The sequence below is a fragment of the Rhodococcus sp. NPDC049939 genome, assembly GCF_040656415.1.
In the GTDB taxonomy this organism is placed as follows: domain Bacteria; phylum Actinomycetota; class Actinomycetes; order Mycobacteriales; family Mycobacteriaceae; genus Rhodococcus_F.
Genome location: NZ_JBFAMC010000002.1, coordinates 470,321 through 485,392 on the forward strand (window position 1 = coordinate 470,321; position 15,072 = coordinate 485,392).

The 15,072-nt window shown below is 62.5% G+C and carries 13 protein-coding genes; 8 read left to right on the plus strand and 5 right to left on the minus strand.

Annotated elements, in window-relative coordinates:
• Nucleotides 1-65: 65 nt before the first annotated feature.
• Nucleotides 66-2,966: a sulfatase-like hydrolase/transferase gene (locus tag AB0I57_RS11570; protein WP_358334511.1), complete on the minus strand. Its 2,901-nt coding sequence runs from the start codon at nucleotides 2,964-2,966 to the stop codon at nucleotides 66-68.
• 290 nt (nucleotides 2,967-3,256) lie between these two features.
• On the opposite strand from AB0I57_RS11570, the gene AB0I57_RS11575 reads away from it, so the two are divergent.
• A complete protein-coding gene (locus tag AB0I57_RS11575; RefSeq protein WP_358334514.1) occupies nucleotides 3,257-3,667 on the plus strand; it encodes a hypothetical protein in 411 nt (136 codons plus the stop codon).
• 36 nt (nucleotides 3,668-3,703) lie between these two features.
• Entirely contained in the window at nucleotides 3,704-5,065 is a 1,362-nt protein-coding gene (locus AB0I57_RS11580; protein ID WP_358334516.1) for a hypothetical protein, read from the plus strand.
• 51 nt (nucleotides 5,066-5,116) lie between these two features.
• Here AB0I57_RS11580 and AB0I57_RS11585 read toward each other — a convergent pair whose 3' ends face one another.
• Nucleotides 5,117-5,578, minus strand: a complete 462-nt coding sequence (locus AB0I57_RS11585) for a PaaI family thioesterase (RefSeq protein WP_358334519.1) — start codon at nucleotides 5,576-5,578, stop codon at nucleotides 5,117-5,119.
• 262 nt (nucleotides 5,579-5,840) lie between these two features.
• Here AB0I57_RS11585 and AB0I57_RS11590 point away from each other — a divergent pair, with 262 nt between their 5' ends.
• Nucleotides 5,841-8,117, plus strand: a complete 2,277-nt coding sequence (locus AB0I57_RS11590) for an arylsulfatase (protein WP_358334522.1) — start codon at nucleotides 5,841-5,843, stop codon at nucleotides 8,115-8,117.
• Nucleotides 8,118-8,218: 101 nt separating this feature from the next.
• On the plus strand, nucleotides 8,219-8,797 hold the full coding sequence (locus AB0I57_RS11595; RefSeq protein WP_358334525.1) for an HhH-GPD-type base excision DNA repair protein: 579 nt from the start codon (nucleotides 8,219-8,221) through the stop codon (nucleotides 8,795-8,797).
• Nucleotides 8,798-8,941: 144 nt separating this feature from the next.
• Here the strand turns inward: AB0I57_RS11595 and AB0I57_RS11600 are convergent, their stop codons facing one another.
• From AB0I57_RS11600 to AB0I57_RS11610, 3 genes are all read right to left on the minus strand, one after another.
• Nucleotides 8,942-9,136 carry a hypothetical protein gene (locus AB0I57_RS11600; RefSeq protein WP_358334528.1) on the minus strand — a complete coding sequence of 65 codons (195 nt, stop codon included), beginning with the start codon at nucleotides 9,134-9,136 and terminating at the stop codon, nucleotides 8,942-8,944.
• Nucleotides 9,137-9,659: 523 nt separating this feature from the next.
• Complete coding sequence (locus AB0I57_RS11605; protein WP_358334530.1) at nucleotides 9,660-10,091, minus strand: hypothetical protein; 432 nt, start codon at nucleotides 10,089-10,091, stop codon at nucleotides 9,660-9,662.
• Between the two features lie 176 nt (nucleotides 10,092-10,267).
• Complete coding sequence (locus AB0I57_RS11610) at nucleotides 10,268-10,804, minus strand: hypothetical protein (protein ID WP_358334533.1); 537 nt, start codon at nucleotides 10,802-10,804, stop codon at nucleotides 10,268-10,270.
• Between the two features lie 283 nt (nucleotides 10,805-11,087).
• Here AB0I57_RS11610 and AB0I57_RS11615 point away from each other — a divergent pair, with 283 nt between their 5' ends.
• The 4 genes from AB0I57_RS11615 (at nucleotide 11,088) to AB0I57_RS11630 (ending at nucleotide 15,051) form a co-directional block, all read left to right on the plus strand.
• Nucleotides 11,088-12,434: a TerD family protein gene (locus AB0I57_RS11615; RefSeq protein WP_358334535.1), complete on the plus strand. Its 1,347-nt coding sequence runs from the start codon at nucleotides 11,088-11,090 to the stop codon at nucleotides 12,432-12,434.
• A 76-nt stretch (nucleotides 12,435-12,510) separates the two neighbouring features.
• Nucleotides 12,511-12,966 (plus strand): TerB family tellurite resistance protein, encoded by a 456-nt coding sequence (locus AB0I57_RS11620; RefSeq protein ID WP_358334538.1) that lies wholly within the window; start codon nucleotides 12,511-12,513, stop codon nucleotides 12,964-12,966.
• 79 nt (nucleotides 12,967-13,045) lie between these two features.
• Nucleotides 13,046-13,621 carry a TerD family protein gene (locus AB0I57_RS11625; RefSeq protein ID WP_358334540.1) on the plus strand — a complete coding sequence of 192 codons (576 nt, stop codon included), beginning with the start codon at nucleotides 13,046-13,048 and terminating at the stop codon, nucleotides 13,619-13,621.
• 239 nt (nucleotides 13,622-13,860) lie between these two features.
• Complete coding sequence (locus AB0I57_RS11630) at nucleotides 13,861-15,051, plus strand: TerD family protein (protein WP_358334543.1); 1,191 nt, start codon at nucleotides 13,861-13,863, stop codon at nucleotides 15,049-15,051.
• Nucleotides 15,052-15,072 lie beyond the last annotated feature (21 nt).

Sequence of the window (15,072 nt, forward strand, 5' to 3'; positions counted from 1 at the left end):
GGTGGCGGCCAGGCGAACCGGGGGACACCTCGATGTTTCGAACAGGCCAGGCGGGACCGTGATTGTCAACCAGAGGCGCCTCGCCCGACTGCCTGCATCGCCTCGTGCTCGTGCAGGGCCTTCTCGGCGTCATGGCGTGCCGGTTGGAGGTCGAACACGACCTCTCGCACGGTTCCTGTGAAAGCGTATGGTGCCTTGTCCTCATAGTCGAGGTCGACGACAAGGCCGTTGTCACGGCCTATGTCCATGCCCGCGTATGACGAGAAGGTCACGGGTACGGTCCGGGGCATGTCGCCTTCGCCGATCTGTTTTCCGTTGGCCCACAGTGACACGTGACCACCGGTGCCCGGTTCCGTTGCGTCCGCGTCGAACTGCATCTTCACCGTCACGTCCCCGGTCGGAATCTGCTGTTCAGAAACCTGTTTGTACGTCTCCACGCCGAGGAAGGAGTAGGTGTGGCGGAGTCTTCGGGTGTCGTCGACCCACAGCCCGAATCCGCCTATGAAGTCGGCGTTGGCGACGATCACACCCTCGGCTCCTTCGGGTACTTCGAGGTGCGCCTCGATGGCGTAAGAGCGTCCCAGTATGCGAGGAGCCATGCCGCGCTGCACATTCTGGACATCGCCCTTGTAGGTGAATCGGGTGGTGGTCGGCATAGGTGGTAGCAGACCGAAGAAGATCGACATCCCTCCGAGAAGTGGGAGTGCCCGGTTGCTTTCGGCCTCACGCCACCACAGTTCCTTCAGCGCCTCGAGTTTGGCCGGATTGTCGGATGCGAGATTCCTGGATTGGGAGAAGTCGTCGGGCAGGTAATACAGCTCCCAGGTGTCGTCGTCCGGGTCGTAAACTCCAGGTGCGAATCGCTTGATGGTGTCCGGCGAGAAGTCCCAGGGAGCTCTGTCCAATCTGGCGCATGCCCACCAGCCGTCCTGGTAAATGGCACGGCTGCCGAACATTTCGAAGTATTGCACGGTGTGCCGCTCGGCGGCGTCGACGTCGTTGAAGGTGTAGAGGAAGCTGGTTCCGTCCATCGGCTCTTGCTCGATGCCGTCCACGACGGTGGGTTCGGGTAGGCCGACGGCCTCTAGGACGGTGGGTGCGACATCGACGCAGTGCGTGAATTGCCCCCTGATCTGCTCGTCAGGTTTGATCCTGTCCGGCCACGAGACGACCATAGGATCGCGGGCACCACCGAGGTGGCTGGCCATCTGCTTTCCCCACTGGAACGGGGTGTTGTTGGCGTGCGCCCAGGCCGAGGCGAAGTGCGGAGCGGTGTGATCGCCGCCCAGCTTCTCGATTCCGCCGTACTCCTCGATCAGTCTCAATTGGTGTTCGGCGTCCAGGTTCACTCCATTGAGGAAGGTCATTTCGTTGAACGAACCGGTGATGGTGCCTTCCATACTGGCTCCGTTGTCACCCCAGATGTAGATGACCAGTGTGTTGTCCAGGTCGCCCACTCCCTCGATGGCATCGAGTAGTCGGCCGACGTTCCAATCGGCGTTCTCGGAGAACCCGGCGAAGACCTCCATCTGTCGTGCGAACAGCTTCTTCTGGGGTTCGGAAAGAGTGTCCCAGGCTGGGAACAGGTCCGGTCGCTCGGTCAGTTCGGTGTCCGCGGGTACGATACCGAGCCTCTTCTGACGCTCGAAGGTCTTCTCCCGGTATACGTCCCAACCGTCGTCGAATTCTCCCGAGTACTTGTCCGCCCATTCCTTCCCCACATGATGAGGAGCGTGGCTACACCCGGTGGAGTAGTACATCATCCACGGCTTCTGCGAATCCTGCGACCGGACGGCATGCAACCACTCCACCGCCTTGTCGGTGAGATCGTCGGGGAAGTAGTAACCTTGCTCGCCCTTGCTTTCGGGGACACCGAGTACAGAGTTGTCCTGGGTGATGATCGGGTCATACTGCCCAGCAGCGCCACTCAGGAAGCCCCAGTAGTGATCGAAGCCCCACCCGTGAGGCCAGTGGTCGAACGGCCCCGCGGCACCCTGCACGTTATCCGGCGTCAGGTGCCACTTGCCGAACCCTCCTGTGACATAACCATTCTCACGAAGAATTCGTGGTAGCGCTGTGCAACTTCTCGGCCGTACGGCCGAGTAACCGGGGAACGGCCCGGGATACTCAGCGATGGAACCGAAGCCCACCCGATGGTGGTTGCGGCCCGTGAGCAGCGCGGCTCGAGTCGGTGAACACACAGCTGTAACGTGAAAGCGATTGTAGGTCAGCCCATTCTGCCTGATCCGGCTCAGAGTCGGCGTGTGGATTGTGCCGCCGAAGGTGTCGGGTCCACCGAACCCTGCATCGTCGATCAGGACTATGAGCACATTCGGGGATCCCTCTGGAGCCTGTGGCCCGGGCACGATCGTCCAGTCCGCGACCGACTCCCCGACGGTGCGGCCCATCGTCCCTCCGAAGTTTCGGTCGGGAATTGGCAGAGCCGTACGGTCCGGCTCGAACTTGCCCATTGCCTCGGTCATTGCCGATTCGAGGTCTTTCAGGCTCTTGTTGTCCATCTCGACGACCGACGTCATCGACGACTCGCTCAGCACACGTTCGACCGGCAGGCGGCTGTCCGTCGGCATGACGGCGATCACCACACATGTGCCGGCGTCCAGTGCCTGGCCGATGTTGTTTTCCAGACCGCTCTTCATCCGGTGATCCACGAACTTGCCGGCCAGCGCGCCGACACCAGCGCCGACCGCGGTCGCAGCGAGCAACGGCGGCGCGAACAGGCCGACCACGACACCGACCCCCGCACCCCAACCGGCGCCTTTGCGGCCTAGATGGTCACCGGTGTCGATCACGGTGGCGTTGCCGTCGGAGTCCTTGGCCACCAGTGCCGCGCCGCGGAGTTTGATCTGCTTGTCCTTCACCTGATCGGCGAGGGCGTCGAACTGGCGGCGGCCGACGTCTAGATCCTGATAGCCGGCTACGAGGATCAGCGTGGTGTCGTCAGTCATCGTGAGCTCCATCTTCGGGATTGCCGCCCGTCGTTAATAGAGGCGCCTCAATTCGATGATTCTCCGTCGGTGGAGTCCGTGACAAGGGGTTAGGGGTTTCCGGAATTCTGCCCGATTAGATCGAGAAAAGTCGGCCCTTCTTGCTGTTGATGATGCAGCATCGGGACAAACCGAGGTCAGTTAATTTCGCGAATTCCGTTCCGCAGTCACCAGTAGTGGGTCATATTAGAAAGATAAACTGCGGTGCCGGTGATGTTTGGGCTGGTCACCGCTATCGGGAGGGGACTGTCGTGACCGAGAATTCGAGCGTCAAACAGGGTTTCGCCGAGGGAGCGTCGCTTGCCGCGGGGGTTCTTCTCGTAACAGTGGGTGTTATTCAGGCACTGCAGGGAATTGCAGCGCTCGTCAAAGACGACATCGTGGTAGTCGGCATCGACTACATATATACCTGGAATGTCACGGGGTGGGGATGGCTGCATCTCGTGCTCGGCGTTCTTGTCGCCGTGACCGGCCTGGCTCTGATCGCAGGCGCAACCTGGGCGCGGGTTGTCGCGATAGTCATTGCGGGGTTGTCGATCATCGCCAATTTTGTGTGGCTGCCCTATTACCCCTGGTGGTCGATCGTGATCATCGCACTCGATGTGGTTGTCATCTGGGCGGTCTCGACGTGGGATACCGGACGCGCCAAGGCCGAGGCCTAGAGCCCACGAGATTCGCCGCCCGATCAGGGTTGTCCGATGAAGTCTACGGAAGCTGACGGACCGCTCGACGAGTCGGAGCGTGGAGAACTCGAACGTCTTCGACGAGAAGTCGCGGAGCTTCGTAGCAAATCCGGTGGGTTACCGCCGACGGTGTCAACCGTCGGCGGTGTTTCCGGTCACACGGGATTGCGATGGACCGTCACTGTGTTGCTTCTCGTCCTGGTTGCGGCGCTAGGATTTTCCGCAGTCTTGGCACGGTTCACTCGCAGTGAGGTGCTCGATACCGATCGCTACGTGCAGACGGTCACACCTCTGAGTACGAATCAAGTGCTGCAGGACGAACTCGCCGATCAGGTCACCGACGAACTCATGACTCGACTGGACGTCGAGAACGTCACCGAGGAGGCGTTGGTATCGATTACCGAGAACGCGCCTCGAGTCCCGGATGCGGTGGTGGGTCTGGCGCCCGTGATCGCTGGTCAGGCGAAGTCATTCGTACGTAGCACTGTGGGATCGTTGGTGGCCTCCGACGAGTTCGAAGCCCTCTGGATCCAGGCCAACCGGACCGCACATCAGAGTCTGGTTGCCGTGCTGACGGGCGACACCCGGGCTGCTCTGGAGATCAGCGACGAGGGTACCGTCAGCATTTCGCTCGCTCCGATCATCGACAGGGCCAGTACGATGCTGGCCGATAGAGGGTTCGCCTTTGCGGACGATATTCCTGCGATCGACAAGTCCTTCGTGCTGTTCGAGTCACCCGAATTGGTCCGGGCGCAGAGGGCGACGTCCGCGTTGGACAGGGCGTCGGGCGTGCTGCCTTGGTTGACCCTGCTCGCGGCAGTCGGTGCTGTGTGGGTTTCACCAAAAGGTAGTCGCCGACAGGCTGTTGTACTGGTCGGGGTAAGTCTTGCCGTTGCCATGGGTCTGCTGGCGGTGGCGATTGCGATCGGTCGGTCTGTGTACCTGGGATCTGTGCCCTCGGATGTTCTTTCTCCGCAAGCGGCGGCGGAGTTGATCGACACCCTCCTCCTGCCGTTGAGAACCACGATGCGAGCTGTGTTCGCGCTGGCTGTAGTCATCGCGATCGTCGGATATCTCACGGGCTCATCGGATTCCGCAGTCGCGATACGCGGCGCGTACAGCAAGGCAGTGGATGCGGTGAGGAGACCGAAGGACGATCGTGCGCCATATCCCGTCGAGTCCGCTGTCGCCAAATTCCGTGTTCCGTTGCGAGTGACTATTATTGCGCTCGCGGTGATGACGCTCGTCTTCTGGAGATACCCATCGGGCATGGTGGTCGTGGTGACGGTTCTCGCCGCCGTGGTTGCCCTGTCGGTAGTGGAGCTGGTAGCCCGTCCTGCGCTGGGTGAACGGGACGTCGGCGAATTGAAGGTATGAGACCACGGCAGGTGCACCGCAGATCGGCCCTGACCGGCGTGGGACAGCGCTTTATGCGCTGACGGGAAAGACCATGCAAGTGGTTGTCGCGTGTGCCACCAGCTTTCCTTCCTCGTTGGTGATTCGCCCTTCGGCCGTGGCGGACCGTCTACCGAGATGCACCACGTTCCCAATCCCCGTCAGTCTGCCGCCCGTAGTCGGGACCGGCCGAATGTAGTTGACCTTCAACTCCAACGTTGTGTACGAGGTCGCTGCGGGCAAAGAGGAATGGACGGCGCACCCCATCACCGAGTCCAGCAATGTTGCGGAGATTCCGCCGTGCATAGTGCCCAGTTGATTCGCGAACAGCTCTCGAGGCTCGAGTGACATCACCACGCGGCCTTCGGCGAGCGAGTCGATCGATAATCCCAGCAGCTCCCCGATGTTTGGACGCCGGCTCTGCGTCGACTCGATATGCCGAAGAACCTCCAAACCGGTCGCGGTGGCGAAGTCGAATCCGGTGTCCTCGGTCAACGATCCCCCTCGATATGGACGGCAACACGGGCGCACCGCTGCGACATTTGGAGTCAGGCGGGGTGCCTGCTACGCGAGAGTAGCGGCAAGCGTGCGTGTTTTTGTAGTGAATGCAGTGGCGTCGACGGCAGTATCCGGGACGGTTGACACCCATCCCGATAGTTATACGATCTAAGTATCTTCGTCGAAACGCCGCTTGTGCGCAGCTCGAGCCAGCGGGATCGGCTCGACGGCGCGCGATTCAGAAATGAGGCATCACGAAATGACGCGCGCACCTCGCTTCGAGGGAAAGATAGGGCGGACCCTCGCGGAGTCCCAACCGTGGTATGACGAGCCGCCACACCCCGGCCCCGAGGCCCCCAATGTGGTGGTGGTGTTGCTCGATGACACCGGCTTCGCTCAGTTCGGGTGTTACGGCTCGGATATCGACACACCCAATGTCGATGCATTGGCTGAGAATGGATTGCAGTTTACCAACTTTCACGTGGCACCCGTGTGCTCGCCGACACGTGCGGCGTTGCTGACCGGCCGCTCCCAGCACGCCGTGGGCATGCGCAGCGTGGCGAACTTTCGGACCGGATTCCCGCACCAGCTCGGTCATATCACCAGTTCGGCCACCACGATCGCCGAAGTCCTGCGCGAGGAGGGCTACGTGACGTTCTGCGTGGGCAAATGGCACCTCACCCCGTCGGAGCAGTGTTCGGCAGCGGGCCCGTTCGACCATTGGCCTCTCGCCCGCGGATTCGATCGCTTCTACGGGTTCCTGGACGGCGAGACCGACCAGTTTCACCCGCAGCTGGTGTGTGACAACCATCCGATCGACCCGCCGGGCCTGCCTGAGGACGGCTACCACCTCTCCGAAGACCTCGTCGATCAGGCCCTCAGAATGGTGACGGATTCCAAAGGTGTCCGTCCTGACCGCCCGTTCTTCCTGTATCTGCCCTTCGGCGCCACCCACTCCCCGCACCAGGCGCCTGCGAGCTACTTGTCCAAGTACCGGGGCAAGTACGAAGAGGGTTGGGATGTGCAGCGAGAGAAGTGGTTTGATCGACAGCTCGAAACCGGCGTGGTTCCACCTGGAACGCAGCTGGCCCCGCGAAATCCCGGTGTCGATCCGTGGGATGACCTCGGCCCGGATCAACGCAAGCTTGCCAGCCGGCTGCAGGAGGCGTTCGCCGCATTCCTCGATCACACCGACGACCAGATCGGCCGCCTGGTAGAGGGCCTGCGCGACCTCGACCAGTTGGACAACACGCTGCTGCTCGTCCTCTCCGACAACGGCGCTTCGCAGGAAGGGGGCCCTTTCGGTGTCCTGCACGAAATACGGTTCTTCAACAGCATGATCGACGGCGTCTTCGACATGCCCAGCGAGCTCATTGGCCGTCTCGACGACATCGGAGGCCCACACAGCCACACCAACTATCCGTGGGGCTGGGCGCAGTGCGGTAACACCCCGTTCAAGTGGTACAAGCAGAACACCCATGAGGGGGGTGTGCACGTGCCATTGATCATGCACTTCCCCCGCCGGATCGCGGCCGAACATCGCGGATCGATCCGCGATCAGTTCGCCTACGCATCCGATATCGCGCCGACGATTTACGAACTCGTCGGCGTCACCCCACCGCAGACCTATCACGGAATCGAACAGCTCCCGGTGACGGGGCATTCGTTTGCAAGTGTCATCGATGACCCTGCTGCCCCCACGCCGAACACTGTGCAGTTCTTCGAGCAGATGGGCAGCCGCGCCATCGTCGCCGGCGAGTGGAAAGCAGTCTGTCGACACATACGCGGCGCCGACTTCGACACGGAGAGATGGGAACTGTACCATCTGGCGACCGACTGGTCCGAGTGCAACGATTTGGCGAGCGATCAGCCCGAGCGGCTGAACGAGCTCATCAAGCTCTGGTGGAGCGAGGCCGAACGAAACGGTGCGCTTCCACTCGATGACCGCACCATCGAGCTGTTCGGCGCCCGCTTCCGCCCCAATTCGCCGCACCCGGCAGACCAACGCTACGTATACCGGCCACCGATGTCGCCACTGCAAATGGGGTCGAGCGCGGCCGTCAGCGGCCGCAGCTTCGACCTCACCGCCCATGTCACCCGAACCGCGGAACAAGACGGCGTGCTGTTCGCCACCGGCGACGAAAACTCAGGTATCTCGGTGTTCGTCCAATCCGGCAGGCTTGTGGTCGATTACAACGCGTTCGGTGACCATTCGATCGTCGAGTCCGACAACGCCATCCCGGAAGGCGATGCCACACTGGTCGCGCGGGTGACGCGCGGCCCCGGCCGATCCGGCTCGATCAGCGTCGAGGTGAACGGGCAGGCCGCGGGCTCCGTCGACACGGCCGCGTTCATGCGGATGATCTCGTCCACCGGTGCGAGCATCGGCTACGACCACGGGTCCGCAGTCTCTGACCGCTACCAAGCGCCGTTCGCCTTCACGGGAAAGCTCCACGACCTCGAGATACAACTCGTCGGCGACGAAGACCCCTTAACCCGTACAGCCGAGGCGGCAGAAGAGATGCGACGGCAGTGACAATGGCTGCCCTGTCGGCATCACTTGCCTTCCGGCGCGGCTTCGCCTCCTGTCGACCCGACCGCCAGACACTGATGCACAGCGCGCCCTAGACTGATCGGATGCCGAATCTGAACTTGACGGGTGATCCAGCGGCTGACGCACTGCTGGCCAGTGACCCGTTGGCTCTGTTGATCGGAATGTTGCTCGACCAGCAGGTTCCGATGGAGACCGCGTTCGCGGGGCCGAAGAAGCTGGCCGACCGGCTCGGCGACCTGGATGTGCAACGTATCGCCGAGATGAACCCGGAAGAGTTCTCCGCCGTCTGTTCGCAGACCCCCGCCGTCCACCGCTTCCCCGGATCGATGGCAGCACGTATCCAGTCCCTGTGTGCGTTCCTGGTGGAGAACTACGACGGCGATGCCGAGGCGCTGTGGAAGGGCGGCGATCCCGACGGCAGGGAAGTCCTCAAACGGTTGAAGGCATTGCCGGGGTACGGAGATCAGAAGGCGCGCATCTTCCTCGCCCTACTCGGCAAGCAGATCGGTGTCGAGCCGAAGGGATGGCGCGAGGCAGCGGGGGACTACGGCACCGATGGCTGTCGTCGTTCGATCGCGGACGTCGTGGACGACAAGAGCCTCCACGAGGTCCGCGAGTTCAAGAAGGCCGCCAAGGCTGCGAAGGCAGCCAAGGGAAAGTAAGCCAGTTCTCAGGCGGCGCAGGTTGCTGCCGCAGGTGCGGCACTCAGTCTTTCAAACACCGTCATCGTATGCCGGATTCGAGGCCGGCGCACTGAGTCGCGGTCCATAGGGGCCGGCCGGAGTCCTCGTCGATGATGACCGGCCTCATCGCTTCGTGTCTTTCTGTGCCGTTCTAAGCCTGCGGTTCCAGAGCAGCAGCGATGCATTCAGGGCGACGAGCACCGGGGCCACGATGCCAGGCCACGTCAGCTCCCAGCCACGTTCGAGCGCGATGCTGGCGAGCATCAAGCACAGCGTCAGCCCGAGAAGCGTCCATGCGAGTCGTTCAGATCTGGGCATGTGTCGTTTCGTGTCCTTCCAGGGCCGATAGGCCAGGTGGTTGGTCAGGGTAGCTATGCCCTACCTCGACCTTCTCGGACTACCTGGCGAGCGTGGCGTTCGCTTGCCCTTGCAGTGCCTGCCCCGCTGGCCGAGTAGTACGCAAACCGGGATGACCAAGGTATGTCTTGGCGCAAGCCCGGTTCTTCAGGGCCGGGATAGCCGATCCCTCTATCGGGTCTTCGTTGCTACTCGCCATACTGCCGGATGATCGACAAGAAGGGTGCTCCACCGATGAGCAGGTCTGCCACCGATGGAGCACCACCGGGTCAGCTATCGGACAGGCTCCCCAGCGACCCGGTCCAGGGGTGACGGAACGCGGTTGCAGAGAACTGGTGTCGACGGTGCAACGAACGTTGGTCGTCCCCACCGGGAAGCTGGTGCCCGGGGTTCGATCGCAGCCTCCGAAGGTGGTTCCGGTACAGGGTTGCCGCCGCGGCAGGTGCGGCACAAAGGGGGAGTTCGTGCCGCACCGACAGCCTGGCTATGTAAGTGCGTAGTTGTATCCGCCAGGTCGGTGGCGCTCGTCCCGAGCAATCAGGGTCTCCTGCGGAGGGGCTCCGGTACTTCCCGAGAAGAGTGGATAGGAGACGCTGTAGATCGCGGCGTGAACGTAGGGCGAGTTGTCGTTTGTGATTGACGAAAAGACGTAAGAACCGGGCTCGATGTTCTCGGTTATCGTCGTGCAGAAGCGGGAACCGCCGATGTGTTCGTCCAGGGTGACGTTGAGAACCCGCTTCGGGCCGAAGTTGTCGATGTAGCCCAAGTCGTTGCCGTACCGGTTGTCGCTACAGAACACGTAGCGCACCTGCGATCCAGTGACTTGGGGGACTGCCTGAGCTGTCGGAGCCGAGACAGCGGTGATACCCGCGAACAGTGCGGCAGCGGCAGCAATGGTGGTGACACGTTTCGTCACGATTCTCTCCTGATGTTCGATGGTTGATGGTCAGCGCCGACCTGGAAGCGTTGAACAGCCAGGTCGGCGCCGGATTTCAAAGGATGCGGATAGCTGTGCTAAACGGCGCGTTTCTCACCAGATGGGCCTGGTTTCTCAGGGCCACAACAGTTCTGCGCGCAGGCCGGGGATCTGCGTCAGCTCCAGTCGATGCCAAAGCTTCCCCAGTGGATGAGGTCCAACGGATTCCTCGGCGGGAAAAGCTGGTCAGCGATTCGGCCCGCCATGTCACCGGACCACACGTATTCCTCATCCTCGATGAACGCGGTCAGGGTTCCCGGGCTCAGGGATTCGAAGTTGACCTTGTACGCCCACTTCAGTGTGACCGAGGTGTTCGGGGCGACGAACCCGGTGAACGGGTCGGACGAGTTCGCATGATCCGCTGCTGCGGGGATTCCCGAGGGGCCGTAGGTCAGCTCGGGGCGCGTCAGCCGCCGCCCCTCGATCCCTTCGGGGCCTGCGCTGTACTGGATGCGGAACGTGGTGTAGTCCTGGCCGGCGGCGTACTCGGTGACCGCAACGGTGTTCTCCGAGGCTTCCGTTCGGATCTCGGTGCCCAGTGGGTACACCTCCGCGGCGTTGGCTACGGGCGCCAGTGCTGTGGCTGGGGCAGCGAATACGAGTAGGGCCGCCGCGGCTGTTACGGCTCTTCGTGCGGTTCTTCCGAATCTCACGGGTGACTCTATAGTGGGTGCCCTGCCTGCCAGTCAAACTCGGTGTGTGGTCGGCCGCCGCGAAATCCGAGGATGCAGCGAAGGTGCCGTCGCGCATATCGAGGGCATTGCCGTAGATCCCTTGGTGTTCCTCCCCGCTCAGCGCTGCTGAGGGGCACTGTCCGGTTCGTTCAAACCACGTGTCATTATCGATGAATACCCGCAGTCGGCACGAACACGTCGCTGCGGAACCAGCGAGCTTTGCTGCGGAGCAGGCGGGCTTGCTGTGGGACAAGGGGGGAGTATGCACCTGTCGAAGGGGTCGAAGACCGACCTCGTGGACGACAAGTACGACATCAGCATTGCGCTGCCAACGGCGCTCGACACCGTCGATCTCGCGGCGGTCTTGCTTGGCACGAACGGCCACGTCCGAACCGATGACGACTTCGTGTTCTTCAACAACCCGAAGACTGCTGGTGTCACGCTGCTTTCGGACACCTCGTTGTCGGTGGATCTGGGGTCCGTTCCGGCGGACGTCGATCGCGTTCTGATCACCGCGAGCACCGAGGCCCAGGGCAAGCGGTTCCAGGACGTCCCGGAATTGTCCGTTGATATCCAGGGCACCAGCCAACAGTTGAGCTTCACACCGTCCGGCCTCACCGTCGAGACGGTGCTGCAGGTAGTTGCCTTCTACAGGCGTGGCTCGGGGTGGCGGCTGGATGCGATCGGGCAGGGCTACGGCGAGGGGCTGGCAAAGTTCGCGACCGAACACGGCATCGCGGTCGATGATCCGGGTGCCGCCGCTGCTGATGGCGAACCATCAGTTGCCGCGGGTGCACCCGCAGCGATGCCGGCGACTTCGGCTCCCAGTTCTGCGCCGCCCGCGCCCTCCTCCACGCCGATCAGCTTCGAGAAAGTGAAGATCTCCCTGACGAAGGACTCGGCGACCAAGACCGCTCGGATCGATCTGCGTAAGAGTCAGGGAGATCCGAACTGGGTGCTGACGGTCGGCCTCGAGTGGGACGGACGCAACGCCAAGTACGACCGAAACGGGAACGTGAAGCGCTACGGAACCGGCGATCTCGACGTGTACTTCTTCTGCCGCAACGAGGAAACGAACAAATACGTCGTGATCAGCGGTGAGGCCAGGCACCGCGGCAGCCTCGACAAGTGGCCGTACATGCACCACTACGGCGACAGCAAGGGTCCCGGCAGCGGCAACAAGCCGGCGACCGAGCAGGTCCGTGTTCTCCCCAAGGAGAACGGAGACCTGCTGGTGAACGTCTACCAGAGCGTCGACAACGGTACCGGTGCGATCGATACGTTCGGCAAGCCGCGCGTCGCGATCCGCTACGGCCGCGCCGGCCGCGACGGACTTCCCGGACCCGATGCAGACGAGATCTTGGTATACGTGGGAAATGGGCGGGACTCCTACTGGGCGACGATCGCACATATCGACGTTCAAGATGGTGTCCTCACCGTCGACGGAGAGACGCGCTACAGCCACCCCGGCAGCGAACGCATGCCAGTGCTGGACACCGCTGGTAAGTGGGTCCAAGAGTCGTCGAACGGACCCGTGGGGCGGAGCAAGAAGGCGCACCGCGGAATCGGTCTGACGAACTACACCGGCCGATGCCCTGCCCGCACATAGATCCACTCACATGCACGACAGTGCCTACTTGGGCACAGTCTACGGGTACTAACGAACACCGCAATTAGGAGACCACATGGGGTTCTGGGATCAGCTCAAAGCCAAGACTCACGAACTGAACGGGCAGTTGCAGACGAAGACTGCCCAGTTCAAGAACAAGGAGTTCGCCAACGGCTCGATGGCGATGTGTGCGCTGATCGCCGCTGCCGACGGCAGCATCGATGCCTCGGAGCGACAGAAGACCGCTGCGCTGATCATGTCGAACGATGCGCTCAGTGTGTTTGCCCCGGACGAGCTTCGGCAGAAGTTCGATTGGTTCTGCGACAAGCTGCAGGGCGACTTCGACTTCGGCAAGGTGGAGGCGACCGCGACGATCGGCAAGTTGAAGGCCAAGCCTGAGCAGGCGCGGGCGGTGATTCAGATCGGCATCATCATCGGCGGTGCCGATGGACACTTCGACGAGGACGAGAAGCGCGCGGTCAAGGAAGCCTGCTACGCGGTGGGGATCGACCCTGCCGAATTCGAACTCTGAGACGAACCACGAAACCACAGACCGCGTTCACCGCAACGAACCGGGAATCGACAGAGCAACAAGTCCAGGAGGACGAAACATGGGCGTGAGCCTGACCAAGGGTGGCAATGTCTCGCTGACGAAGGAGGCCCCCGGTTTGACCGCGGTTGCGGTCGGCCTCGGCTGGGATGTGCGCGCCACGACGGGGGAGGACTTCGACCTCGACGCGTCCGCTATCGCGCTAGGCGCCGACAGCAAGGTCGTGTCGGACCAGCACTTCGTGTTCTTCAACAACCTCAAGTCGCCGGACGGCGCGATCGAGCACACCGGCGACAACCTGACCGGTGAGGGTGACGGCGACGACGAGGTCGTCAAGGTCGATCTCGCTGCTGTGCCTGCCAACATCGAATCGATCGTTTTCCCGGTGTCGATCTACGACGCCGAAAACCGTAGCCAGTCGTTCGGGCAGATCCGCAACGCGTTCATCCGCGTCGTCAACCAGGCCGACAACTCCGAACTTGCGCGCTACGACCTATCGGAGGACGCGTCCACCGAGACCGCCATGGTGTTCGGTGAGCTCTACCGCAACGGGGGGGACTGGAAGTTCCGCGCTGTCGGCCAGGGCTACGCCTCGGGTCTGTCGGGTATCGCCCGCGACTACGGCGTCAACGTCTGAGGAGCTTGCGCTCGGGCGACGGCTTCGTCTGTGAGCGACGGCGCAGCCCATCCAGTTCAGCCGCGCCGTCGCGGAATGGTATGTACCGCAACAAGGAAATCGAGTAGCAGCTGCGGGGGTCAAGGCCGCACGTGAGCACGGCATCCTCTCCTGACCCGTATCCGCCCCCTGACCTCAGCGTGGTCCCGGCTCGATCCACGCGCCATCGAACACCGACACATCGAAGGACCTGTAACGCTGTGACCGCACCACTGATCAAGGGGCAGAACGCCCCCATCACCGCCATCGACGTCGTTGTCTCCGTCGATCTGACCGCCGCTGCCGATCTGTCGGCTCTCCTGGTCACGGCTAACGGGAAGGTTCGCTCCGACGCGGATTTCGTCTACTACAACCAGCCGAGCGGACCGGGTGTGCGGCTGAAAGCAGGTGCGTCGGGTCAGGCTGCGGCGCTGCACGTGTCACTCGCCGCGGTTCCAGCCGACATCGAACAGATTCGTGCGGTCATCACTCTCGATGACGCCTCGTCCACGTTCGGTCGCCATGGCGCTCCTACCGCACGCGTGACCGACACCAGTGGAAACACGTTGTACGAGTATCGGATCGACGGTCTCGATACCGAGTCCATCGTCATCGCACTCGAGCTGTATCGGCGGCAGGGCGCCTGGAAGGTGCGCGCGGTCGGGCAGGGCTACGCCGGAGGCTTCGCCGCGCTGGTCACCGACCACGGCGTCACCGTCGATGACGAACCCGCTGCCGCGCCCACGCCGCCCGCCGCTCCCTCGGCACCCCCCGCAGCACCGGTTCGTCCGGCACCCCCGGCCGCGAGTTCCGAGGTCAGTCTGGTCAAGGGGCGCACCGTCAACTTGACGAAGGGGCAGAAAGTCAGTCTCAGGAAGGACGGCGGGGTAGCTCTCACCATGGTGACCATGGGTCTCGGCTGGGATCCGGTAGAGAAGCGAAGCATGTTCGGAAGCCGAGCCGTCGACATCGACCTCGACGCCTCCGCCATCTTGATCGCCGACAACCAGATCGTCGACGCCTGCTACTTCGGGCAGCTCCGGTCCAGGGACGGCTCGGTCCTGCATGAAGGTGACAACCTCACCGGCGCCGGTGACGGGGACGACGAGGTCATGCACGTCGATCTGACCCGGGTGCCGCCGTACGTCACCACTGTCATCTTTCTGATCACTTCCTTCAAGGGGCAAACCTTCGAGCAGGTCAAGAATGCGTTCTGCCGACTCGTCGACTCCACCACGAACAGCGAACTCGCTCGCTACACCCTGCAGCAGGGCATGCCCTACACCGGCATGGTCATGGCCAAGGTGTTCCGCGGGACCGACGGGTGGAAGCTCCAAGCGATAGGCGAGGGCATCCAGGCCAAGCACCCAGGCGAGGCGGCGCCGCAGCTGCACCGCTTCATCGGCGCGTAGAGGAGGACCGACAGTGCACAT